Source organism: Hymenobacter polaris, assembly GCF_012927305.1.
GTDB lineage: Bacteria > Bacteroidota > Bacteroidia > Cytophagales > Hymenobacteraceae > Hymenobacter > Hymenobacter polaris.
Genome location: NZ_JABBGH010000004.1, coordinates 136,501 through 157,530 on the forward strand (window position 1 = coordinate 136,501; position 21,030 = coordinate 157,530).

The 21,030-nt window shown below is 55.0% G+C and carries 17 protein-coding genes and 2 pseudogenes; 10 read left to right on the top strand and 9 right to left on the bottom strand.

Features of this window, described 5'->3' with window-relative positions; all coding sequences use genetic code 11:
- Nucleotides 1–268 precede the first annotated feature (268 nt).
- Nucleotides 269–1,228 carry a tyrosine-type recombinase/integrase gene (locus tag HHL22_RS22330; protein ID WP_317172729.1) on the top strand — a complete coding sequence of 320 codons (960 nt, stop codon included), beginning with the start codon at nucleotides 269–271 and terminating at the stop codon, nucleotides 1,226–1,228.
- Between the two features lie 131 nt (nucleotides 1,229–1,359).
- On the opposite strand, the pseudogene HHL22_RS22335 reads toward HHL22_RS22330, so the two are convergent.
- Nucleotides 1,360–2,439 (bottom strand): annotated as a pseudogene (locus tag HHL22_RS22335) (NAD(P)/FAD-dependent oxidoreductase).
- A gap of 815 nt (nucleotides 2,440–3,254) precedes the next feature.
- Between HHL22_RS22335 and HHL22_RS22345 the strand changes: the two are divergent.
- Nucleotides 3,255–4,187, top strand: a complete 933-nt coding sequence (locus tag HHL22_RS22345; RefSeq protein WP_169533654.1) for an alpha/beta fold hydrolase — start codon at nucleotides 3,255–3,257, stop codon at nucleotides 4,185–4,187.
- Between the two features lie 115 nt (nucleotides 4,188–4,302).
- On the opposite strand, the gene HHL22_RS22350 is transcribed toward HHL22_RS22345, so the two are convergent.
- Nucleotides 4,303–4,983 carry a recombinase family protein gene (locus tag HHL22_RS22350; RefSeq protein WP_169533655.1) on the bottom strand — a complete coding sequence of 227 codons (681 nt, stop codon included), beginning with the start codon at nucleotides 4,981–4,983 and terminating at the stop codon, nucleotides 4,303–4,305.
- A gap of 106 nt (nucleotides 4,984–5,089) precedes the next feature.
- On the opposite strand from HHL22_RS22350, the gene HHL22_RS22355 reads away from it, so the two are divergent.
- The gene (locus tag HHL22_RS22355; protein ID WP_169533656.1) at nucleotides 5,090–5,752 is read left to right on the top strand and encodes a recombinase family protein; all 663 of its coding nucleotides are present in this window, start codon (nucleotides 5,090–5,092) and stop codon (nucleotides 5,750–5,752) included.
- A gap of 108 nt (nucleotides 5,753–5,860) precedes the next feature.
- On the opposite strand, the gene HHL22_RS24170 is transcribed toward HHL22_RS22355, so the two are convergent.
- On the bottom strand, nucleotides 5,861–6,484 hold the full coding sequence (locus HHL22_RS24170; RefSeq protein WP_241738239.1) for an NUDIX hydrolase: 624 nt from the start codon (nucleotides 6,482–6,484) through the stop codon (nucleotides 5,861–5,863).
- 374 nt (nucleotides 6,485–6,858) lie between these two features.
- On the opposite strand from HHL22_RS24170, the gene HHL22_RS22365 reads away from it, so the two are divergent.
- The 3 genes from HHL22_RS22365 to HHL22_RS22375 all read left to right on the top strand — a co-directional run bounded on the left by HHL22_RS22365 (nucleotide 6,859) and on the right by HHL22_RS22375 (nucleotide 11,223).
- Nucleotides 6,859–8,577, top strand: coding sequence for a hypothetical protein (locus HHL22_RS22365; RefSeq protein WP_169533657.1), 1,719 nt, complete (start codon nucleotides 6,859–6,861; stop codon nucleotides 8,575–8,577).
- A gap of 392 nt (nucleotides 8,578–8,969) precedes the next feature.
- Nucleotides 8,970–10,022: a tyrosine-type recombinase/integrase gene (locus tag HHL22_RS22370; RefSeq protein WP_169533658.1), complete on the top strand. Its 1,053-nt coding sequence runs from the start codon at nucleotides 8,970–8,972 to the stop codon at nucleotides 10,020–10,022.
- 328 nt (nucleotides 10,023–10,350) lie between these two features.
- On the top strand, nucleotides 10,351–11,223 hold the full coding sequence (locus tag HHL22_RS22375) for an ATP-binding protein (protein ID WP_169533659.1): 873 nt from the start codon (nucleotides 10,351–10,353) through the stop codon (nucleotides 11,221–11,223).
- Between the two features lie 52 nt (nucleotides 11,224–11,275).
- Here HHL22_RS22375 and HHL22_RS22380 read toward each other — a convergent pair whose 3' ends face one another.
- The 6 genes and pseudogenes from HHL22_RS22380 to HHL22_RS22405 form a co-directional block, all read right to left on the bottom strand.
- Nucleotides 11,276–11,467 (bottom strand): IS3 family transposase, encoded by a 192-nt coding sequence (locus tag HHL22_RS22380; protein ID WP_317172730.1) that lies wholly within the window; start codon nucleotides 11,465–11,467, stop codon nucleotides 11,276–11,278.
- A gap of 6 nt (nucleotides 11,468–11,473) precedes the next feature.
- Nucleotides 11,474–11,707 (bottom strand): annotated as a pseudogene (locus tag HHL22_RS22385) (DDE-type integrase/transposase/recombinase); the annotation flags it as partial.
- A 15-nt stretch (nucleotides 11,708–11,722) separates the two neighbouring features.
- A complete protein-coding gene (locus tag HHL22_RS24295) occupies nucleotides 11,723–12,163 on the bottom strand; it encodes an IS3 family transposase (RefSeq protein ID WP_169533662.1) in 441 nt (146 codons plus the stop codon).
- A 131-nt stretch (nucleotides 12,164–12,294) separates the two neighbouring features.
- Nucleotides 12,295–12,459: a transposase gene (locus HHL22_RS24550; protein ID WP_169533663.1), complete on the bottom strand. Its 165-nt coding sequence runs from the start codon at nucleotides 12,457–12,459 to the stop codon at nucleotides 12,295–12,297.
- Nucleotides 12,460–12,544: 85 nt separating this feature from the next.
- Complete coding sequence (locus HHL22_RS22400; RefSeq protein WP_169533664.1) at nucleotides 12,545–13,516, bottom strand: STING domain-containing protein; 972 nt, start codon at nucleotides 13,514–13,516, stop codon at nucleotides 12,545–12,547.
- Nucleotides 13,517–13,528: 12 nt separating this feature from the next.
- Nucleotides 13,529–14,605, bottom strand: coding sequence for a nucleotidyltransferase family protein (locus HHL22_RS22405; RefSeq protein ID WP_169533665.1), 1,077 nt, complete (start codon nucleotides 14,603–14,605; stop codon nucleotides 13,529–13,531).
- Nucleotides 14,606–14,796: 191 nt separating this feature from the next.
- Between HHL22_RS22405 and HHL22_RS22410 the strand changes: the two genes are divergently transcribed.
- The 4 genes from HHL22_RS22410 (at nucleotide 14,797) to HHL22_RS22425 (ending at nucleotide 21,026) form a co-directional block, all read left to right on the top strand.
- Nucleotides 14,797–16,281 (top strand): sigma 54-interacting transcriptional regulator, encoded by a 1,485-nt coding sequence (locus HHL22_RS22410; protein WP_169533666.1) that lies wholly within the window; start codon nucleotides 14,797–14,799, stop codon nucleotides 16,279–16,281.
- A gap of 124 nt (nucleotides 16,282–16,405) precedes the next feature.
- Nucleotides 16,406–18,163 carry an AAA family ATPase gene (locus HHL22_RS22415; RefSeq protein WP_169533667.1) on the top strand — a complete coding sequence of 586 codons (1,758 nt, stop codon included), beginning with the start codon at nucleotides 16,406–16,408 and terminating at the stop codon, nucleotides 18,161–18,163.
- Complete coding sequence (locus HHL22_RS22420; RefSeq protein ID WP_169533668.1) at nucleotides 18,160–19,227, top strand: hypothetical protein; 1,068 nt, start codon at nucleotides 18,160–18,162, stop codon at nucleotides 19,225–19,227. Before HHL22_RS22415 ends, HHL22_RS22420 begins: the two co-directional genes overlap by 4 nt.
- 68 nt (nucleotides 19,228–19,295) lie before the next feature.
- Nucleotides 19,296–21,026: a type I restriction-modification system subunit M gene (locus HHL22_RS22425; RefSeq protein WP_169533669.1), complete on the top strand. Its 1,731-nt coding sequence runs from the start codon at nucleotides 19,296–19,298 to the stop codon at nucleotides 21,024–21,026.
- The last annotated feature ends 4 nt before the right edge of the window (nucleotides 21,027–21,030 follow it).

The window sequence follows — 21,030 nt, forward strand, 5'->3', positions numbered from 1 at the left end:
ACGCAGTGAGCATCGGGCTGAGCGGGTACTACGAGGGTGGCGCTTTTCGGGAGGCGCTCGTGCGGTGAGTTTGTTCTTTGCTAGCGCAACGAGCAAGGAGGCGACGCACGTCGCTATTATCGTCGGCTTATATAAGGAGCAATTAATAAAGTGTCGTACTCCCAAAGCTTCTGCATAAGGACTGATAACCTTCTCTTATCGGTCCTTATCTTGTCACCCGAAAGTAGACCTTATTTTCGGCGGTTTACTCCTCTATTATATAGCTACCGTGAGCAGTCACCTCGTTGTCTCGTCATCGCCCGCTGCGCAGGTGCCCGCGCACCTCGTCGACTCGACCAGCCGCTATGTTGAGTCTGGCCTACGCGGGGCGGCTAATACCATCCGCGCCTACGCCGGTGACTGGCAACGCTTCACGACGTGGTGTCAAGTCAACCAGCTCGACTCGCTGCCCGCGCCGGTCGAGGCGCTAGCCGGCTTCCTCACCGAGTTGGCCGACGCGGGCAAGAAGGTGGCCACCATCCAGCGCCACGCCGCCGCCATCGCCAAAGCCCATGAGTTGGCCGGGCTGGACTCACCCACGGCCGACAAGAAAATCAAGGTGCTCCTTAAGGGTATCGCCCGCGAAAAGAAAACGCGCATCAAGCAGGCCGCTGCCTTTACCCTGGCCACGTTTAAGCGCACCATCAAAAGTATCGATGTGAGTACGCCGACTGGGTTGCGCAATCGAGCTTTGCTGCTGCTGGGCTTCACCGGCGCGTTCCGGCGCTCCGAACTCGAAGCGCTCAACATCGAGCACCTAACTTTCGATGAGGAAGGCTTGGTCGTCTCGCTCGACCACAGCAAAACCAACCAACTGGGCCAAGCGGAGGAAAAAGCTATCTTCTACTCGCCCGACCCGGCCCTGTGTCCTATCCGCTCGCTCCAGGCCTGGCTGCGGGTACTCGACCGAACAGAAGGGTGTGTGTTCGTCTCGTTGCGCAAAAACCAGCAGGTGACCACGCGGCGCATGACTACCAAGTACATAAATCTGATTACCCAGCAGTACCTCGGCAGCGGGTATACAGCGCACTCGTTGCGTGCTTCCTTTGTCACGGTGTCCAAGCTCAACGGGGCCGACGACAGCAAAGTCATGAACCAGACTAAGCATAAGACCAGCGCCATGATTCGCCGCTATACCCGCCTCGACAACGTTCGGCAGCACAACTCGGCGAAGGAACTAGGTTTGTGAAAGGGTCTTAGTACTGATAAAAAGCGGCTTAATTATCGGTAGTAAATTGTAAAATGGCTTTTGCGCCAATTTTTGGGTACCTGCTGTCATTTTTGGTGAACTAAACCAATGCCGTTGCCCAGGAAGTCCACTCAGGTAAACCTAGTCAGCCGATAAGGGGCGAGCAACGCTGGTTCCTGCTGCTGGACAATTTCCGTCGCAGCCAGGCGGCCGACCAACGCCGCGAGGGTCACCCCCGCGTGCAGGCCGGCCAGATACAGCCCGTCTACGCCCGCCACGTGCCCCACGATGGGCAGGCCATCCTGCGGCATGGGCCGCTGGCCGACCGCTACCTGCTCCAGGCGTAGGTGCTCGGTCCCGCGCCACTGGGCTTGCAGGTTGCGCAAGGTGCGCTGGGCAATGGCCGACGGGCTATTAGCGCCTGATGCCGCGACGTAGTCAGCCGCCGCGAGCAGTTGCGTGGGCGAAGCTGCCCGGATTTCCCATTCCGGCGTGGAGACCACCCGCTGCACGAAGCGCTGTGGGGTGTGCAACCGCAGCAGGATTGCCGGCGACGCGGCTAAGGGCAGGGTCAAGCCGAGGGTGTGCGTCAGTTCGGCGCTCGCAGCCCCCGCGGCGAGCACGACCAGGTCCGCGCGCAAGGGGCCGCTAGCCGTCGCCGCCCCTACTACGCGCGAGTCGCTGGTCAGCAACGCGCGTACCTCATTGCCCAGCTGCACCGTGGCGCCCGCTGCCTGCGCGGCTTGCAGCAGCACCTCGGTAGCCCGGCGCGCATCCAGCGCGCCTTCCTCGGGCGCAAACAAGGCGTGCGCGGGCACCGCTTGCAACTGGGGCTCCAACGCGCGCACCTGGGCAGGGGCAAGCAAGTGCACCGGATAGCCTGCCGTTAACAGGCGGTTCGCGAAGCGCTCCGTGGCGGAGGAGCCCGTAAACCAACGTCAGGCGCCCGACCACTCGATGGCTAAACGGCCACTCAACTCCTGTTCCACGCGGTGCCACTCCCCGAGGGCCGCTTGGCGGAAGGCTACAATAGCTTCGTCCTGCCCATAACCGGTCGTCAACCACGCAAAGGAGTTGGCAGTCACGGTCGTCAGCTGAGGCGCTTTCGCTAGTAAGGTAACCCGCGCCCGTTGACGCCCCAGCTCATAGGCCAGACTGGCCCCGACGATGCCCGCGCCAACGACGAGTACATGTGGCGAGGGAGCAAGCATGGAACGTGCTGATTGATAAAGAAAAAGCGAGTAGGTAGTTCGCTCGTGCGTATTGCCGAAGCCAGGTAATTGGTCAGCGAACCAGATACGCCCCACTCGCCAAGGCCACGCCGAGCAATAGGGCCAGGACCGCGCGCCGGCGGCGGCGGCGCTGCGCCCGCCGTGAACGGGGCTGCAGCATCAGGTGGGGCAGTGTGGTCATCCTTAAAGCTAGGCAGTAGCTAATGCGCTAGCAAGCTTTAAAGTAGCAACCCGCGGTAATCTACCAAGTAAAAGTCATTGTCCTAGATACTTACGAAACAAGTGCCTTTGCAGCCTCTGTGCAGCGCGTAGCTATCAGGGATTAATTAAGGCTTCAGCAGCCTCGAACGGCAAAATAACTATGCTTATAAATTATTTTAAATCAGCTAATTAATCAGTGTTGAACGCTGCTCCGCAAATGTTATAAACCCGGCTGTTTATGGCCTTACTTGACGGTGACTCCGCGAAAGTTAGGTGAACACCTTAAACTGTCCGGCCTAGCTGGGCCAACTCCATCGGAAAGAGATTAGGCAGAAGCTAGGAACGGACAGGGATAGCCAGCCGGGGATGAGGTTAGGTAAAGCCGACTATAGCCGGCCGTACGATAAGGAGTACGAGAAGAGCAGCAAACGCGACGGGTCAGCTAGTGGTCCTGGAAGGGCAGTAGTTTTCCCTGCTTTCGTCCTTGCGGGGCCGTTCTGCGTTGGAGGGGGAACCGGGCCCCGCCGGGTCGGCGGGCCGGTAGGTACCGCCCGGCGGCTGCTTCTGGTTTCACTTCCTCCTTCTCCTGTTTTATGGACCTGCACTTCGTTCGCCGCGGCACCGGCCGCCCCCTCTTACTGGTTCACGGCATCGGCGGCAGCTGGCGGTCCTGGAACACCATCATCGACGCCCTGGCCGCCGAGCGCGACGTCATTGCCGTAGACCTGCCCGGCCACGGCGAAACTCCCCAGCTGGCCGGCGAAAACTCGATCGCCACCCTGGCTGACGCGGTGACGGACTTTCTCACCCAGCACGGCCTGCTGGGCATTGATGCTGTAGGCAGCTCCATGGGCGCGCGCCTGGTGCTGGAGCTGGCGCGGCGCGGCGGGGTGCTCGGCGCGGTGGTCTCGCTGGACCCGGGCGGCTTCTGGCAGGGCTGGCAGATTCCCTTTTTCTACCACTCGGTGGACGTGTCGGTCAAGCTCGTCAAAGCCCTGCAACCGGTGATGCCCGCCCTGGCCGGTTCGGCGGTGGGGCGCACGCTGCTGCTGCCCCAGTTTTCGGCCCGGCCCTGGGCCGTGGATGCGCAGCAGGCCCGCGACGAGATGCACAGCTTCGCCCACTCGCCCGCCTTCGATGAGTTGCTCGACCAGCTGGCGCACGGCCAAGTACAGCAGCCCGCGCCCCAGGGCAGCATCCCCGGGCCGCTGGTCATCGGCTGGGGCCGGCATGACCGGGTGTGTTGGCCGAGCCAGGCGAAACTGGCCCTGGCGAAATTCCCCGATGCGCGCCTGTATTGGTTCGAGCACTGTGGCCACTTCCCGCAGTGGGACCAGCCCGCCGAAACTACTCGCCTGATTCTGGCCGTGACCAGTCGCCAGCCCTTCACCGATGCGGCCATTGCCCAGGCTAAACCAGCCAAGGCCGCGCCAGCTTGGCCCACAGCGGCCGTTGTGGGAGCCGCGCTGGCCCTGGTGGCGGGGGGCATCTGGCTGCTGGCGTCGCGTCGAAAAGGCAGGCAGTAGTACCGCTAGCAAGCGGAACTACGGCTTCCAGTAGCTTGAGATTGTGGGCGCGAAAAAGCCCCAGACTTGCTAAGGTCTGGGGCTTTCTATTGCCAACTTCTCTTATTAGGGGTCACTAGACGTCTGGGTGCTTACCCACTAGCGGAAGCTTTTCGTGCAGACGCTGCACTTGCTTTTGATTGAAGGTCCCCCCGCGCGGGGCCGTAAAGCCGAGCGCATTCAATTCCCCCGCCAGCTGGCGAAAGCTCACCCCCTGCGCCCGGCGGGAGGCAATAAAAGCCGCCGTTTGCCGCAGGCCCGGGTGCTGCTGCAGCTGGGCGCGTCGCACGAGTAAACTCTGTTCCCGGGCGGCAGCCGTGAGGTTGGCAGGCGTACCGAGCTGAGCGCCCCGCGCCTTCTTGGCGGCGAGGGCATCCTTCGTCCGCTTCGAGGTGGTCTCGCGCTCGTGCTGGGCGAGCACCGCAAAAAGGCCTACGGTAAGGGTGTTCGCGTCGGGCATATCACAGCAGACGAAATCCACACCCGAGTCGCGCAGCGTGAGGATGAAACTCGCATTGCGACTGAGTCGGTCAAGCTTGGCAATGAGCAGCACCCCGCCCGCGGCGCGAGCCGCGGCCATCGCGGCGAGCAGTTGCGGCCGCTGGTTCTTCTTGCCACTCTCCACCTCCACGTACTCGCCTTGCGGCTGGCCGCCCTTGAGGAAGCTGACCACGGCCGCCTGCTGGGCTTCGAGCCCCAGACCGGAGGTCCCTTGCTTCTGGGTCGAGACGCGGTAGTAGGCAAAATAGGCGGGCATGACAGAAAGGCGGGAGGATTTTAGGTAAAGGTAGGGGGTATAGTCAGTTGTTAAACGGACGTTTAACTTTTGTGACAAACACCCAAACGGGGGTAGTTTTGCCTCGATGACCAGCTATGTCGCCTATTTCCGGGTGAGCACCGTCCGCCAGGGCCAATCCGGTCTCGGGCTTGAAGCCCAGCAAGCCGCCGTGCAAAACTTCCTGCGCAATGACGCGCAACTCGTGGCCACCTTCACGGAAGTCGAGTCGGGCAAGAAAAACGAGCGGCCCCAGTTAGCGGCGGCGATTGCCCGGGCCCGGCAGGAGGGAGTGGTGCTATTGGTGGCGAAGTTGGACCGCCTCGCGCGCAACGTGGCTTTCCTCGCGACCCTGATGGAAAGTCGGGTGCGCTTTCAGGCCGTCGACTTGCCGGCGGCCGATGAGTTTACCCTCCATATTATGGCGGCCGTCGCGCAGAAAGAGGCATCGGCCATTTCCACCCGCACCCGCGATGCCCTCGCCGCCAAGAAGGCGCGCGGGGCGCAGTTAGGCACGCCTTCTAATTTGACCCAAGCAGCAAGAGAGAAGTCTTGGGTCGCCATGCGGGAGAATGCGCAGGCGAATCTGCAGAATCGGCAGGCCGCGCAGCTCGCTACGTTATTAAGAGCAACGGGGACGACTTTGCGCGCCATTGCCGACCAACTTAATCAATCTGGGTACCGCACCCGGCAGGGGAAAACTTTTCATCCCATGGGCATCCAGCGTTTACTTCTTAAAGCAGCGTCCTAATTGATTTATAATTAAGCGAGTAATTAGTTATTAAAAAATACAGCAAATGCACAACCGGAAGATAAATTTATCTTCCGGTTGTGCATTTGCTGTATTTTTTAAATATTATTAGAATAATAAGCCCTGTTGTTTTAGGTGGTCAAAAATCAATTTATCAACACCCACCACTTGGTCTTTGTCCGCGTAGCTAAACCAAGTAATTTCTTCGATTTCCGCACTTGCTTTTAATTGCCCCTGATAGCATCCCGTATAACACGTCATTTGTACTAGAATCCCTTCCGGTTGTCCGTGCGCTTGCGCTTCAAAAATGCCGATAAACTGCAAGGTGCTTTTATCAATAAGGACAGTCAGCTCTTCTTGAATTTCTCGAATCAAGGCTTGCTCATCCGTTTCCTCACTTTCTCTTTTGCCACCCGGAATGTAAAACTTGTCCTTACCGTAGCTTTTAGTCAGCAGAATACGGTTATCCTGTATTTCTAGCCACGCCAGTTTATCAATTACGCTCATGGCTGCTGGATTGTAGGCCGGGTGAAAAAAGAAGTGGTGTGCTGCTTGGCCGATATGGCCTAGTGCAGCCAATAAGCCCCGCTGGCGAAGACGATGCCCGCTAGTAGCGCCCAGAACAGGCGTTGACGTCGCCGACGCCGTTGCAACCGTCGGGAACGCGGTAGTTGAACCAAGTGGGGCAAAGTAGGCATGTCGAAAGCTAGCCAGTAATAAAGGCCTAGGCAAGTACAAACAGGGCAAAACCATGCAGTGACACACTAGTCGCTTGTACGCTAACATCTTAGCTGCCACAGCTTATTCGTCTAGATGTAGACATAGGTGGCGAACAACGATTGGTGCGCAGTATGGTCACATGACCGCTTTAATATTACTCTATCAATTTAATGATAGTCAATATTTTAACGTGCCATAAACGCTGGATTGATTAAGGTTATAAACTCGGCTGTTTATGGCCTTACTTGACAGTGTCTCCGCAAAAGCTAGGTGAATACCTCACGTATAGGAAGCGCCTTCTTTTATCTCCGATTGAGACCTCAACCTGTCCGGCCCAGCTGGGCCCCCTCACCCTAACCTCAAGCATACAGCTCCGTTCTCACCATATGTTGCGCCTCATCGAGCCCCCTGCCCTCGCCCAGCTCAAAGCTTTGTTAGCCGACGACCAGCTAGCCATAGGAAACCTTGTCGTGCAGGCCGGCAGCTTCGTCGTCCGCAATCAGGCTGACCAGTCCCCACTGCAATTTTACTACGAACACGAGGCGCAGACCGAGCCCTTACGCTTTGACTTCACTACCTGGGGAACCCACGCCAGTCAAGAGCAGCCCAATACCTTTCTAATGCTCGGCACCGCACAACAGCCTCGCATTGTAGGCTTTCCCCTCTACCTGCTGCCCCAGGACGACCAGTACCTCTACCTCAGCTTTAAGCTGGGCAATGGGGAAGGCGGCAAAAACCGTTGGTTTGGCCGGGCCCGCAGCGCCGAAGAAACGCGCAGCGTAGCCCGCACAGAGCAACTCAGCATTGACCTCCGCCAGGCCCTACACCAGAAATTTTTTAACCCGCCTCTCGCCCATCCAACTATAAAGGGCGAATGGCTGACACTAGCGCGTCTCTTTTTGGCAGACCTGACCCCGACCGCGCCCCGCGCCCGCCGCCAGAAACTCAAAACCCTCGTGTTAACCCAACTGCTCCAGGCCTTTGTCATAGCCGAGCAGCTACGCGCCGAGTCCTTTACCGAATCTCCCCCCTTCTTCCGCTCCGCCGACCTCGATGCCTTTCAGCAGCGCCTCCACACCAATCCGAAATACAACCCCGAAGCTGACACTCAAATCGCTACCCAATTAAAATCCGGCATCTTCGCTCCCACCGGCTACTGGGTGAAACAAGTAGTCAGCCGCCTACCCTTCTCCACTCACCACGTCGTGCGCCAGCAGTGGGAACAAGGTCAGTATTTCCGCCGCTACTCTTGGGGCCGGATATTTTTACAAGGGTACCCAGACAAAGGATTCTACATCACTTTAGGTGTCGACTCCGGTGAAACGGAGCGGGTCCAGGCGTTGATTGCCCAGCGCCTCGTGCCTGCTGGCCCAGCTCTGCTATTGAAAGTAGATGTGCATACAGCGGACGATAGTGCACTGCCTCCCGAAGCACGCCAGACCGGCAGAATCCTGGTCGATGAGCTACCTCTCTCCTCCCGCTGGCGCCGCATCGGCCTCAACGAGCTAGCTTCCTACTCTTGGCCTCGTCTCCTTCAGGAAAGCGTAGATTTCCTTACGCAGCACGAATCTGTCCTACATCAGCTCTGGGCGGAAAGTGGCAAGTCCAGGCAGCAAGTCGCTAAAGTAGGCCCAGGCAAAACCGATGCCCTTAGAACAGGCAAAATTCCCCTCGACATCGCCCAGCGCGAGTTAGAAGCGAACGACGAGCACCGCCGGCTCAGCAACCTGCTGCAATCGCTGCTACCTAACTATGGATTTACTCAAGTGAAGCGCAGCTGTCTCATCGATTATGGACCGGGCAAAGCCTCTAATGAAATTGATATGGTGGCTACCGACAGCGAAGGCCGCATCACCTTCTTCGAAATAAAGGCCCTATCCTCGCTCGACAAATGTATTCGAGAGGCGTTGGGTCAACTACTAGAATACACCTACTGGGAAACCCCGTCGCCACCGACTGCCCAACGGCTCCTTATCGCGACGGCCCACCCCCTCACCTTACCTGCCCGTCGCTATCTGCAGCGGCTGCAACAAGAGCTGCATTTTCCACTCAGCTATGTGCAAGTTGATGCGGAAGGCAAAAAGCTTTTATTTCTCGAAGACTAATGTTTGGCCTTCTCTAAACAGGAAGTTGGTTACGAGGCTTTCATGCACGCATTTGCTTTGGGCCCAGTAAAATCCCAAATGGATAGTTCTGGGACGGTTTTACAAAAACAGCCTATGTAGAAAGATAAGCATTTCGCAGTCGTTGGCGTAAGGAGGAACGCTCACACCGCTGGTATACCAGTTGCCGGTTGAAACAAGGTCCGCAAGAGGCGTTCGTTAGTAAATAGTCTTTTTGAACAGACGGAATTTTAAGTTATGATAACCTTCACTTATCATAACTTATCTTTGAAGGCAAAAAAGGAGAGCTTTTGACCGCTTTTTGCAGCCTATTATATAAGGAGTGCTGGCCCGCTTGGTTTACCTCGCGGAAGTCACCTCTCAACCCTCTACTCATGAGCGAAGAGCTTTCTGTTGTTCCAGTCTTAACCGGTACCCAAACCGTCAGCGCGCAGCTGGCGCGGGCCTCCGCCAAGGTCGCGGGTTTTCTGGAGGTCGGTCTCCAGGGCGCGGCCAACACCGAGCGCGCCTACACGTCGGACCTGAAAAGCTACGTGGCCTTTTGCGCGCAGCATGAGTTGCAGGCGGTGCCGGCCGACGTGGACACGCTCACCGAGTACGTCGCGCACTTGGCCTCGGAGAAACCGGCACCCACTGCCGGGGAAAATTTGAAGAAGCAAAAAGGCCAGCAACCGCTCACCGGGCCGCACGCGCTGGCCACCATCAAGCGCCACCTGGCCGCCATCCGCAAAGCCCACCAACTTGCCGGTCACCGGTTGCCGGCCACCTTGGATGCGCTCAACATCGTGATGGAAGGCATTGCCCGGACCCTGGGCAAGAGGCAGGACCAAGCGCCGGCGTTCACGGTCGAGGAGTTGAAGCAGGCCATTCGCTGTCTCGACCTGGAAACCTCGGCAGGCCTGCGCGACCGGGCGCTGCTGCTGCTAGGTTTTGCGGGAGCTTTTCGGCGCTCCGAGCTCGTGGGCCTGAACATCGAGCAGTTGGAGTTTACCGAGCGGGCGTTGCTGGTCCACCTAGCCAAAAGCAAAACCAACCAGTATGGCGCGGTCGAGGATAAAGCCATTTTCTATGCGCCTAACGCCGACTACTGCCCTGTGCGCTGTTTGCGGGCTTGGCTCAATCTGGTGGGCCGGACGTCAGGGCCATTGTTCGTGAAGATTCCGCGGGCGGCCTCCGGGCAGCTGGCGGTTCCCTCGGACAAGCGGCTTTCGGACATTTCTATTAATAAGCTGGTGCAAAAGCGCCTCGGGTCAGATTACTCGGCCCACTCGCTGCGCGTGTCCTTTGTGACGGTAGCCGTACTCAACGGCCAGTCCCACAAGGCCATTAAGAATCAGACCAAGCAAAAAACGGATGCTATGATTGAGCGCTACACCCAGCTTAACAATGTGGTTGCCTACAATGCCGCGCAGGCTCTTGGACTGTAGGCAGCACTGATTGCTTTGTCTACTAGCACTAGTAGGGGTCGCACTTGAGTTCGAACAGAAAACCCCGCTAAGGAAATGCACTGAACTGTAAAATGCTACTAATCAATATTTAGCAATTTACACGAAATAGGCAAGTGATTAGCCATTCCCAGTTTTATACTCTCTCCATGGCCGCGCGTACTGCTTGTAGAGAGGGCTGATAGCTTTTACAGCAACGCATTTTGTTGCCGCAAGCGGCTTAACGGGGTTTTCTGTTCGAACTCTAGTGCGACCCCTGCTACGAGCGCGCCGGGCTGACCATCCGTGGCTACTGCTCAGTGACGAAGAAATGCTGCGCAGTGCCGGCCTCTACCAAGTTGACCCACTAACTGGTGAGCAAGGCTACACCTTAGCAGCCGTGTTGCTGCTGGGGAGTGACCAGTTGCTACAAGCCGTGCTACCCGCTTACCGGATTGACGCGCTGGTACGGCGGCAGGACCTGGACCGCTACGATGACCGAGTAGACATTCGCGGTAACTTGATAGAGGCCTATGACCAGTTAATGGATTTTGTCGCTAAGCACTTGCCGGACCCCTTTCATTTAGAAGGCCAGGTGCGGATAAGCTTGCGCGAGAAGATTTTCCGAGAGATTGTAGCCAATTTGTTGGTGCACCGCGAGTACTTGAATGGCCGATCGGCGCGCTTTATCATTTATGCGGACCGGGTAGAGGTGGATAATGCCAACCACGCGGTCAGCCATGGGCCACTAGACCCACGTGGGTTCGCGCCTTTTCCTAAAAACCCGACGTTAGCCCGATTTTTCGCCCAATTGGGTAGGGTAGAGGAGCTAGGCTCAGGCGTGCGCAATGTGATGCGCTACCTGCAGGCTTACCGGCCGGGAGGTAGCGCTGAGTTTATAGAAGAGGATGTCTTTCGAACTATCGTGCCCTTACCAGTGAGCAATATGGTAGCTAGTCCTGCCGTGCCTACACTGGCCGAGACTTTAGCGATGGTAGCTGACTTAAAAATGACCGCCGCAGTAAAGCAGCGGTTACGGCGAGAGCTTAAACTACTTAGTGTAGCACAGGCTCTAACCGCAACAGAGATAGCAACTCAGCTAGAGGTGGAACAGCGTACAGTTCGACGCGACTTGCAATTACTGCGTCAAACAGGGCTAATTGAAGCTGGTACCCGATATGGCAGTTACCAGTTAAAGCAATGAGTAAGTTGGCCAAGTTGGCCAACTTGGCCAACTTGGCCACTACTGGGTCAGTCTACTCGTGGCGGACAGGGAGCCAAGATAGGTGATGAAACAGGTCAGCTTCAAATTGGTGGGGCGAGCGGTAGCCCAGCGCGGAGTGGCGGCGGTCGAGGTTGAAGTAGGTGTCGAGGGAGTAAGCTACTTCCAGCCGAGCTTCTGCTAAGCTGGTAAACACGCCGACGTGAAGCAGCAACTCGGTTTTCAAGGTACTTCACCCGACTTTGGCCTGCGCGTTGTCGGAGGTGTTGCTCGGCCGGGCGTAGCTGGCCACGGCTCCCGCGTCGGCGATGCGCTGGCGGCAGGCCCCGCTAGTGTACTGGCTGCCGCGGTCGGCATGGATAATGAGGCCCAGCGCGGGCCGGCGAAGCGTCAAAGCCGGCTCCAGCGCCGTGAGCACCAACCCGGTGGGCATCTGCGCGGCCAGGTGCCAGCTCACGACCCGCCGCGAGCAGGCATCGCGCTAGGTGGCCAGGTAGTCCCAGCGCTCGCCGACCAGCGGCAGGTAGGTGATATCCCCCACCCAGACCTGGTTCGGGCGCGTGGGCGCGGGCTGGCCCAGCAGCCGGTTTTCGGTCACCACGGCGGCCGGGTCGGGCTGGGTGGTGCGTGGGCGCCGGGGCCGGGTGCTGAGCGCCCGTTGTCCACTGGTCCGCAGCCAGCGCTGCAGTGCGCAGCGCCCTACCTGGTAGCCCTCGGCTCGCAGCTCGGCTCGTAGGCGGCGGGTGCCGTAGCGCCCGGCGTGGCGCGGAAACGCCTGCTGGGCGGCCGGCTGCCAGGCCGGAGCCGGCGGCTCGGCCACCCGCCACTGGTAGTAGCCGCTGCGGCTCACGCCCAGCACCCGGCACAGGTCGCTGACCGTCCAAGTGCCAGTCTCTGCCTTGATAAACACGTACTTACTCACGACTGAGGCATAGCGAAGATGGTCACCGCTTTTTTTAACATATCGCGCTCGGTTTCCACGCGCTTTAGTTCAGCGCGTAGGCGCTTAAATTTCCTCCCGTTCGGCGCTGCTGGGCACGGCTTGTTGCAGGGCTACGCGTTGTCAGCGGCCGAGCAGGGCGGGGAAATACCCTGGGCACGGGCCACGTCGAATGGTCTAGCTCCGGCCGCTACCTGGCGCACGCATTCGGCTTTGAAAGCGGGCGTGTATTTTTTGCGAGGTACGGGCTGACCATCAGTTGCTTTCTTTTCGGGCATCGACAGGGAAAGTTAAGACTTCTTCTGTCCGCTCTAGTCAGACCACCTCAGAATAACTGTATTTTATTAAGGAATTCAGTATACCTCACAATCGAATATTCAGAGCGATTTCAACACTATTCTTCGCATTATCATCATCATCTACAAGCGTTTGCAGCACGTTTGCAAAATTTGCTAATTCGCGTGTCTTCAGGTATTGCTTGTTTTCGTCTTTACCGATAGACGATGAATCCAAACAAAGGTCAATTGATTTTGCAATAGTGGTGAGGGTAGTTGGCACGTCGAAAAGCTGCACTTCTACTTTACGGGTAAGGTCTTGGTCGGGAGGGTCAATACGAAAATGGAAGGGATAGCCACGCTTTTGTGAACTCGCTAGTTCTGTAGCTGCCGCTTGCAGCTTATGATGACGATTGTAACGGGCTACAAAGTCATCTACTCCGTTGCTACTTAGGTCAGCTGGTAATAGCACGTTCAGCTTAAACTTCTCAACGTGCATCAGTTTATCCTGATTTTGCAAGTACACGCGCCCGTCGTGATGCAGGTATTTGCAGAGCGGCCGCACAAAATTGTGATAATAGCCAACGGCCAACGCTGTTGAAGGTAGAAAGCCCAACTCACTTTGGTTAGCCAACGCCTGAATACGTTGACTAAGTGCTTCACAAACTGTGGGCAACGAGTTATACTTCCCTAGCTCTAGGGTGTATGAGTTGATTGTGATGCCATTAAGGTCAGAAGGTAAGGCAGCACCTTTTTCGGCTAAAAGAAACACGCGGTTGGGGCTAACGGCACCCAGAAACAGGCCGAACTCGAAAATGACATTATCGCGGGGAGTGCGCTCAGATGTGCCCCGACTTTCGCGCAGGTCATCCTGGGTCGCGATAAGGATACCAAAATCACACACGCGGGCCTCTTTGAGCAGTGAAGCCAGCCCACTCTGATTTTGCTCGAAAATGCCTGGCCATGCCCGGCAGTCAGCCACTGCGGCAAATTCATTTTTAACTAGATTCAGCGTGGGCAACGCTTCAGCGGAGGAGCCAATAAATAGGCGAGGCTTCATAGTTGGATTAGACTAACCGTAGATAACACTAGCCCGGTTGAGCGCCGAAAAAGCCTCGGCAGGACTACTAAAGCTCTTTTGGAAGTAGGAAGTGCTTTCAATCTCCTCGGCTAGGTCCATTAGAATATCATCAAGCTCCTGCCGCAGCTTGCGCAACTCAACAACATGAGCAGCATCGTTTGTATCGAATAGCTTCTCGGAATTATTTGGGCTACTCAGACTACGGCGATACAATTCATTGGTGACCAGCTTATCCAGATGGTTACGGGTGTTGACCAGCATACTCATGCGGCGGGCGGCGGCAACAGAGTAATTGGTTTGGGAGTATTCCGCATCAGCCATATGATACATGACGCTGGTAATGAGAAAGCTGGAGAGCTTAATCTGCGGAGTAGCATCAGAGCGGAGAGTTTTAAGCAGGCGGATGATGCGCTTGTAACCACCCCCTACCCGAGTATCCTTCAAATTCACCTGGTGCATATGGCTGAAAGGATTATCAAATTGGCCGAACTTACAGTTGTTGTGCAGCCAGATTTGACGGTCTTGCTTCAAGCCAGACCTGGTGTATGTAGCATTGTCATACCAGCTGCACATGATAACATCAAAACACCGGCTAAGCGAGCCGCCAGTGATGTTGAGGCATTTGCAGCCTGAAGCATCAACTTTAGCGGCGGGGTAGGCGCTACGCAATTTGGCTTCTACGCTAGTACGAGCATCCTTAAGAAGATTATTAGCTGCTAGCAACTGGTCACTGGTAAATCCTTCTTTGAGGTTAGCAACGGTGCGAACTACCAAAATATCAAGGTCACTGTGCAATCTGATGTGCGTATTCAGTGGCACTGACCCTTGGTAATCAAACTGAAAAGACATCGGCAGCGTGTCAATCTGAGCTTGCACCCGTTTTGCTTCGTCGTATGTTTTGGCTGTGTAGCTGGCGGCAATAGACTCCATCGTTTCATACACGTACTTGACACTGGCCCGAGCTTCGCGGCTGAACGATTCAGAAACAATGGCTTTGCTGAGCGCCACATCGTAGCGACGATTGCGCAGATTTTGGAGCCGGAGCTGGTAGTCTTTACGTTTGGCCATGACGAGAACAAAATGAAAATTAAGTGCGCTCAAACTTACCAAGTAAATTAGCATCCGGCAAGCAATTTTTACTAATATGGTAATCCAATAGGTTTATTGCAGCCTAACCCTCGCCATAATTATCTCGGCGTTATACTTGTGGGACAATGCACGGCGGCTACGGAAGGCTCGGACCTGGTTGTTTTAAGAATATGACTCGCTTACTCGTTTCATGGATTGCGTACAATAATGATTTTCTGAGGAATGAGAAAGGTGGGTTTGGCGGTGTAAACCCAGACGGGCCGAACGCGGACTTCCACCAGCACTATTTTGAGGCAGAGGGCTTACAGAAGCATACGCTGCTGTATGCGGACGCCAGGCAGGAGAACCACGCCGAGCATTTGGCCAACTACCTGCGGCGGCAGCACCCAGGCCGCGAGATTGGCACCGAGCTATTGCCGCTGAGCGATGTAATTGACTTGGGAGAGGTGAAGACGAAGGTGGAAACCTGGCTGCTGACGCACCGTGAGCATGAACTGGCCTTATTTTTCTCGCCGGGCACGGGCATTATGCAGCTGGCGTGGTATATCTGCCACACGACGCTAGGGCTGCACACGCGGTTACTACAGACTCGGGCGGCTAAGCACCTGGCGGCGGGCCAGAGCGGGCTAACGGAAATACAGGAAGAGCGCTCGGCCACGCCGGTTACGGCTATTATCCGAGAGAATCGGCTGGCGACGAGGGCAGCGGATTCTATTCGCTACCAGGGACACCTGCTGCCGGCGGCTTTACGGGCGGTGTACGAGCGGGCTGACCTGGTTGCGCAAACTGACCGAGTGACGGTACTTATTCGTGGGGAGAGTGGCACGGGCAAGGAGCAGCTGGCGCGCTACGTGCACGAGCGCTCGGCGCGGGCGGGCAAGCCGTTTTTGGCGCTGAACTGCGCGGCGCTAACGGACAGCGTGTTAGAATCGCGGCTATTTGGCTACCAGAAGGGAGCTTTTACGGGAGCGGAGAAGACTACGCCGGGGGTATTTGAGCTGGCGGAGGGCGGCACACTGCTGCTGGATGAGATAGGTGACGTGTCGCCGGCGGTGCAGGTGGCGCTGCTGCGGGTGCTGCAGGAAGGCGAGATACAACCGGTGGGTGGGCCGCCGCAGAAAGTGAACGTGCGGGTAGTAGCGGCAACCAACGCGCCGCTGGAAACGCGTTGCCGCGAGGGGCGGTTTCGGTGGGACCTATATTACCGGCTGGCGGTGGCCGAGCTGGAGCTGCCACCCTTACGTACCTGGCTCCGGCCGGAGCGGGAGGCATTGCTCAATCATCTGCTGGATGCCAAGCGCGAGGAGTTAGCTCGGCCGATGGTGCTAACCCTAGCCTCCTCTACCCGACAGCAGCTGCTGACTTATGAGTTTCCGGGCAACATACGGGAACTGGAGAATCTGCTGGAGACGCTGTATGTGTTTCACCCAGCCGAAGGGTTGATTGAGCCGGGGGACTTGCCGTTGCGGCTGCGCGAGCCGGCTGCTACGGGCAACTCGCTGCGGCTAGCTGACGTGGAGCGGGAACACTTGCTGCGAGTACTGGCACTGAAAAACAATGTGAAGCGGCAAGCGGCGCTGGCGCTGGGTATTGATGAGCGAACGCTGGCCGCCAAACTGCGCAGCTACGAGCAATTGACGGAGACAAATTTATAGCAAGCTTTGCTATGCTTACCGCAGGTATTGCTAGTACCTTAACCAGATAAAGTGCCTCAGCGAGTTGTATTAGCGGTTCTCCCCAATTGGCCTGTTTCTGGCAAGATGTCCTTTACCATGCTGCATGACTGCGGCAAAATCCTTACCGATGCAACGTATTACGCTTGACAACTTTCGGGTATTTGGCACGCCGGCCACTTTTGACCTAGCGCCAGTGACTGTGCTGACAGGAAAGAATAACTCGGGGAAGTCGTCGCTGCTTAAGGCTTTTCTAGTGCTGGCTGACTATTTGGAGCAGGAAGACCAGACGGTACTGCGATTAGATGGCCGCCGCGCGACAAAGCATAAAATCACTTCATATGATGCATTGCATAATTGGGACGCTGACTACGCTCAGCGGGTGGCCTTTAGTTTTAAAAATGAGTTGATATCGTTTGATTTTACATTTGATGAGCATGAGGACTCAACGCTTGCTTCACTAGCTGAATTCAAAGCTACTCTATTGGCAACAAATGAGTGCTTGAAATTCACAAGAGTAGAGAGAGGACAATTACTTGACAGCCCGTTATCTGAGATTGAAGAGATAGATTTTGCACTTGATAGTAAATATCAAAATCGTGGGCCAAGTTATAAACTAACAGTGCACCAAGATTTTATCAATTATTTCGGCACTCCAGGCATTGAATGGACACCTGATTTTGAAGACAAAGAAATAGCTAAACAGCGAGAGTCATTAAAAGCTGAGCTATCCGCAATAGAAGATGAGTTAGCTAATGCAGCGAGTAAAAAACTACAACCACTAGGCGAAAAACTTCAGTATCAATTATTGATTACAAAGCGTCAAGAAATCACGAAGCGCTTAGAGCAGGTTGAGCAGATGCGCGCCGCTTTAAAGAAAAGAAGCACTACTGCCCCCATTGAGAGTGAAATAACAGCTGGCGAAAAAAACTATAGTGGTTTCACCATTTCGTCTTTAGTCACACAAGCTCTATTTTCATACGAAGAGCAAAACAAAAAGGGGGCTCGTATCACAAAGCCTAATCTTACTGGACGACAGGTTTTATTTCGACTTCAGCAGGCCTTAGATATACAGATGCGATTTGCGCCATTCCATTTGGGCGCTAATCGTACTTATCAAGTCCCAATAATTTTTAATCAGTATCAAGGAAGCGAACTTGCTACGATTGTTGCCCCTTTTTTGGAGAAAGGCTTTTTCAGTCGAGGCAGAGCAGAAATGTTTTTAAGTCATTGGCTACCACTTTTCGAAATAGGAGATATTGTATCGGTTGAAAAGGTAGAAGGAGTTGCCTTTAAAGTGATAGTTACCCAAGGCAAACGCGAGATAAATCTAGTTGAGCTTGGTTATGGTGCAGGACAAGTCTTGACTATTCTATTACAAATAGCTGCTATTCTTCAACAAAGAGAAGCACGCCGATTTGTAGACCGAAATCTCGTTTACGGGCCTATTCTTGTATTAATAGAAGAACCAGAGGCTAATCTGCACCCACGCTTACAGTCTCTACTAGCTCAGTTATTTATGGAGCCAGAGCCTTACTTGTCGTCAACACGCCGACCAACTACTACGCTACGTCGAACGAGAATAAATCAAGCTCTACCATTTCAGTTCATTATTGAAACGCATTCTGAATACCTAATAAGGAAATTGCAATTATTAGTTGCGCAAGGCAGCCAGCCATCTGAGAATGTACTTATTCATTATATGAACCAGCCAAGTTCACGTCGAATAACCATACTTACTGACGGAAAATTGAGCGAGATGTTTGGGCCAGGTTTTTTTGATGAGGCCGATGATAGTGCTATGCAATTGTTCCGTGCTCAGAAAAAAGCTGCTCGTATCCAATCTCCCTCTTCTCAGCTATGATGCGCCAAGCCTATTGTTCGCTCGAAGCACTAGAGGAAGTTTATGCTTTTCAAGATGAACAGCCTTACGACACGCTTCACCAATTACTGGAAACGCATCATCACATATGCGTTAATATGCCCGATGAAGAGTTTGAAACGCAGCTAGCAGTCAATGAATGCTTGCGTTATTTCGCCAAACGTGCAAGTACACGCAAGGGCTACGATTTGAGTAATAGTTCCACTCCATATCAGCAAACCGTTGCTATGACTGCCAGCGCTGATTTAGCTGGCACCGTGTTCGTGGTGGATGATGGCCCGGCAACTTGTGCCCAGTGGAGTGCTGATTATGGCGTATGCATAGTATCAAAACAAGCTCCTGCGGCAGCAGAATACCTAATTAAAGAGCTAGCTCGGAAAGAAATCAGAATAACGAAAAGTTACCGAAGCACTTTAGGCGGCGTGGAGCGTTTAGGCTGGTATTCAGCTTTAAGTCCGCGGCTGCAAGTATGGCAAACAGCACCACTCAATTCATTGGTAATTGTAGATAATTATTTACTTGGCGATAAAGGCGATAAACTAGCGCTTGGAATAGAAAATTTAATTTCATTACTAGATACGCTACTACCACCTACGCTAAGTATTGATTTTCACTTACTACTGGTAACTAATAATGAAAAAGCCTTTTTAAAGGCGCGTAACCTTAACCGCTTAGTTGATGATGTGCGTAGGGCATTGCACCGGCCTTATCAAATAGAAATTGGGGTAATTACTCGCGACGATGCTCCAGAGCACCGCCGAGTATTGGTCAGCAACTACTATTTCGGAGCCAGCCACCATGGATTTGCCTGTTTCAAAGGCCACCAACCTCAATGGCCTAATGACTTATTGGTAAGTGGCTTATTCAGCGGCATAGCGGCCCCAGGCTTTGATGTGCCCTGGATAAGTATGCATGATGAATTGCGAGCGGTTCGCATTCAGCGCGATAAGAATCGAAAGCTTCGTAACCCGTCAACTGGCTACGATGACCCTACTCAACTCGTCTTCGGCTTCTGCGATAACCGTCTGCTCGAGCTAGTATCTTAACTCGAATACGCGAACTATTTCGCGCTATTCCCAACTTATTTGCGAACTCGTAGAGTCCGCGCTATTACATGAGTGACCAACGACCGAATATAGATTTCCTGTACCGCATCACGAATGACGTGTTGTGGAACACGTTTAAGAAGAACGAGATAGGCGACGTAATGCTGCCATTTGTGGTGCTTCGGCGGCTGGACTGCATCCTGGAGCCGCAGAAGGCGGCGGTGCGGGCGGCGTTTGAGCAGTTTGAGGACAAGGTGGCGCCGGATAAGCTGGGGCCGATACTGGAGAAGACGGCGGGGCAGAAGTTCTGGAACAGCTCGGCGTATGACTTGCGCAAGCTGGCGGAAGACCCTAGCAACGTGGAGCTAAACTTCAGGCACTACGTGAATGGATTTAGCCCCAACGTACAGGACATTCTGGAAAACTACCAGCTGGATAAGGTGGTGGCGCGACTGGTGAAGAATGGGCTGCTGTACCAGCTGGTGCAGGCTATTAGCCGGGTGGATTTGCGCCTGAGTGCCGTGAGCAACCACGACATGGGCTACGTGTTCGAGGAGCTGATACGCATTGCCAACGAGCAGAGCAATGAGACGGCAGGTGAGCACTTTACGCCGCGGGAAGTGATTAAGCTGCTGGCTTCTATCATCTTCAGTACGGAGAAGGAGGAGCTGAGCGACCCGCACCACATTCGGACGATTTATGACTTGGCGTGCGGCACGGGCGGGATGCTGACGCAGTCAAAGCTATTTATTCAGGAGGAGTTGAAGGGGAAGGCGGAGCTGCGCATTTTTGGGCAGGAGATAAATGAGCAGTCGTATGCCATTGCCAAGTCGGACTTGCTGATTACGGGGGAGGACCCGAACAACATCCGACACGGCAACTCCTTTACGGAGGACCGGTTTGCGGGGCAGCGCTTCAACTACATGCTGGCCAACCCGCCCTACGGTGTGAGCTGGAAGCGCGACGAGCTGTACCTGAAGCACGAGGCGTTGAGCCCCGACGGGCGCTTCTCGGCGGGGCTGCCGCGCTCATCGGACGGACAGTTTTTGTTTATTCAGCACATGCTGAGCAAGATGGAAGACCCGGCGCAGGGCGGCTCGCGCATTGGCATCGTTACAAGCGGCTCGCCGCTGTTTACGGGCGATGCGGGCTCGGGCGAGAGCGAGATTCGACGCTGGATAATTCAGAACGACTGGCTAGAGGCAGTAGTGGCACTGCCTTCGGAAATCTTCTTTAATACAGGCATTTTTACTTACCTCTGGATACTGAGCAATAAGAAGCCGGAAACGCGCCGGGGAAAGGTGCAGCTTATTGATGCCCGCGAGCAGCACGTGGCTATGAGGCCGAGTCTTAACAACAAACGCAAAAAGATTTCGGACGACCAAATTCGGGAGGTTACGCGGCTGTACACGGCTTTTGAAGAAGGGCCACTGGTGAAGATTTTCCCGAACGACTTTTTTGGCTATTACCAAGTAGTGGTCGAGCAGCCCGAGTACGACATAAAAGGGAAAGTGGTGCTGGATAAGAAAACCGGCCGCCTCAAGCCCGACAAGAAGAAGCGCGACTACGAGAATATCCCACTCACAACGGATATCCGCACCTACTTCGCGCAGGAGGTACTGCCCCACGTGCCCGATGCCTACCCCGACCTGAGCCAGACGCGCATTGGCTACGAAATCAACTTCACCAAGTACTTCTATCAATACAAAGAACCCAAAGGTTCGCAGGTCCTCAAAACTCAAATTTTGAAGCTAGAGGAGTCTATTCAGGGATTGTTACACGAAATCTTAGCTGATTAGAGCG

Bases quoted from the DNA above. Each gene is read 5' to 3' on its own strand.
- HHL22_RS24550 (WP_169533663.1), bottom strand. From the start codon at position 12,459: ATGCCCGAAAAGAAAGCAACTGATGGTCAGCCCGTACCTCGCAAAAAA.
- HHL22_RS22410 (WP_169533666.1), top strand. From the start codon at position 14,797: ATGACTCGCTTACTCGTTTCATGGATTGCGTACAATAATGATTTTCTG.
- HHL22_RS22415 (WP_169533667.1), top strand. From the start codon at position 16,406: ATGACTGCGGCAAAATCCTTACCGATGCAACGTATTACGCTTGACAAC.
- HHL22_RS22375 (WP_169533659.1), top strand. From the start codon at position 10,351: ATGCTGCGCAGTGCCGGCCTCTACCAAGTTGACCCACTAACTGGTGAG.
- HHL22_RS22365 (WP_169533657.1), top strand. From the start codon at position 6,859: ATGTTGCGCCTCATCGAGCCCCCTGCCCTCGCCCAGCTCAAAGCTTTG.
- HHL22_RS22425 (WP_169533669.1), top strand. From the start codon at position 19,296: ATGAGTGACCAACGACCGAATATAGATTTCCTGTACCGCATCACGAAT.
- HHL22_RS22355 (WP_169533656.1), top strand. From the start codon at position 5,090: ATGACCAGCTATGTCGCCTATTTCCGGGTGAGCACCGTCCGCCAGGGC.
- HHL22_RS22405 (WP_169533665.1), bottom strand. From the start codon at position 14,605: ATGGCCAAACGTAAAGACTACCAGCTCCGGCTCCAAAATCTGCGCAAT.
- HHL22_RS22400 (WP_169533664.1), bottom strand. From the start codon at position 13,516: ATGAAGCCTCGCCTATTTATTGGCTCCTCCGCTGAAGCGTTGCCCACG.
- HHL22_RS22370 (WP_169533658.1), top strand. From the start codon at position 8,970: ATGAGCGAAGAGCTTTCTGTTGTTCCAGTCTTAACCGGTACCCAAACC.
- HHL22_RS22420 (WP_169533668.1), top strand. From the start codon at position 18,160: ATGATGCGCCAAGCCTATTGTTCGCTCGAAGCACTAGAGGAAGTTTAT.
- HHL22_RS22345 (WP_169533654.1), top strand. From the start codon at position 3,255: ATGGACCTGCACTTCGTTCGCCGCGGCACCGGCCGCCCCCTCTTACTG.
- HHL22_RS22350 (WP_169533655.1), bottom strand. From the start codon at position 4,983: ATGCCCGCCTATTTTGCCTACTACCGCGTCTCGACCCAGAAGCAAGGG.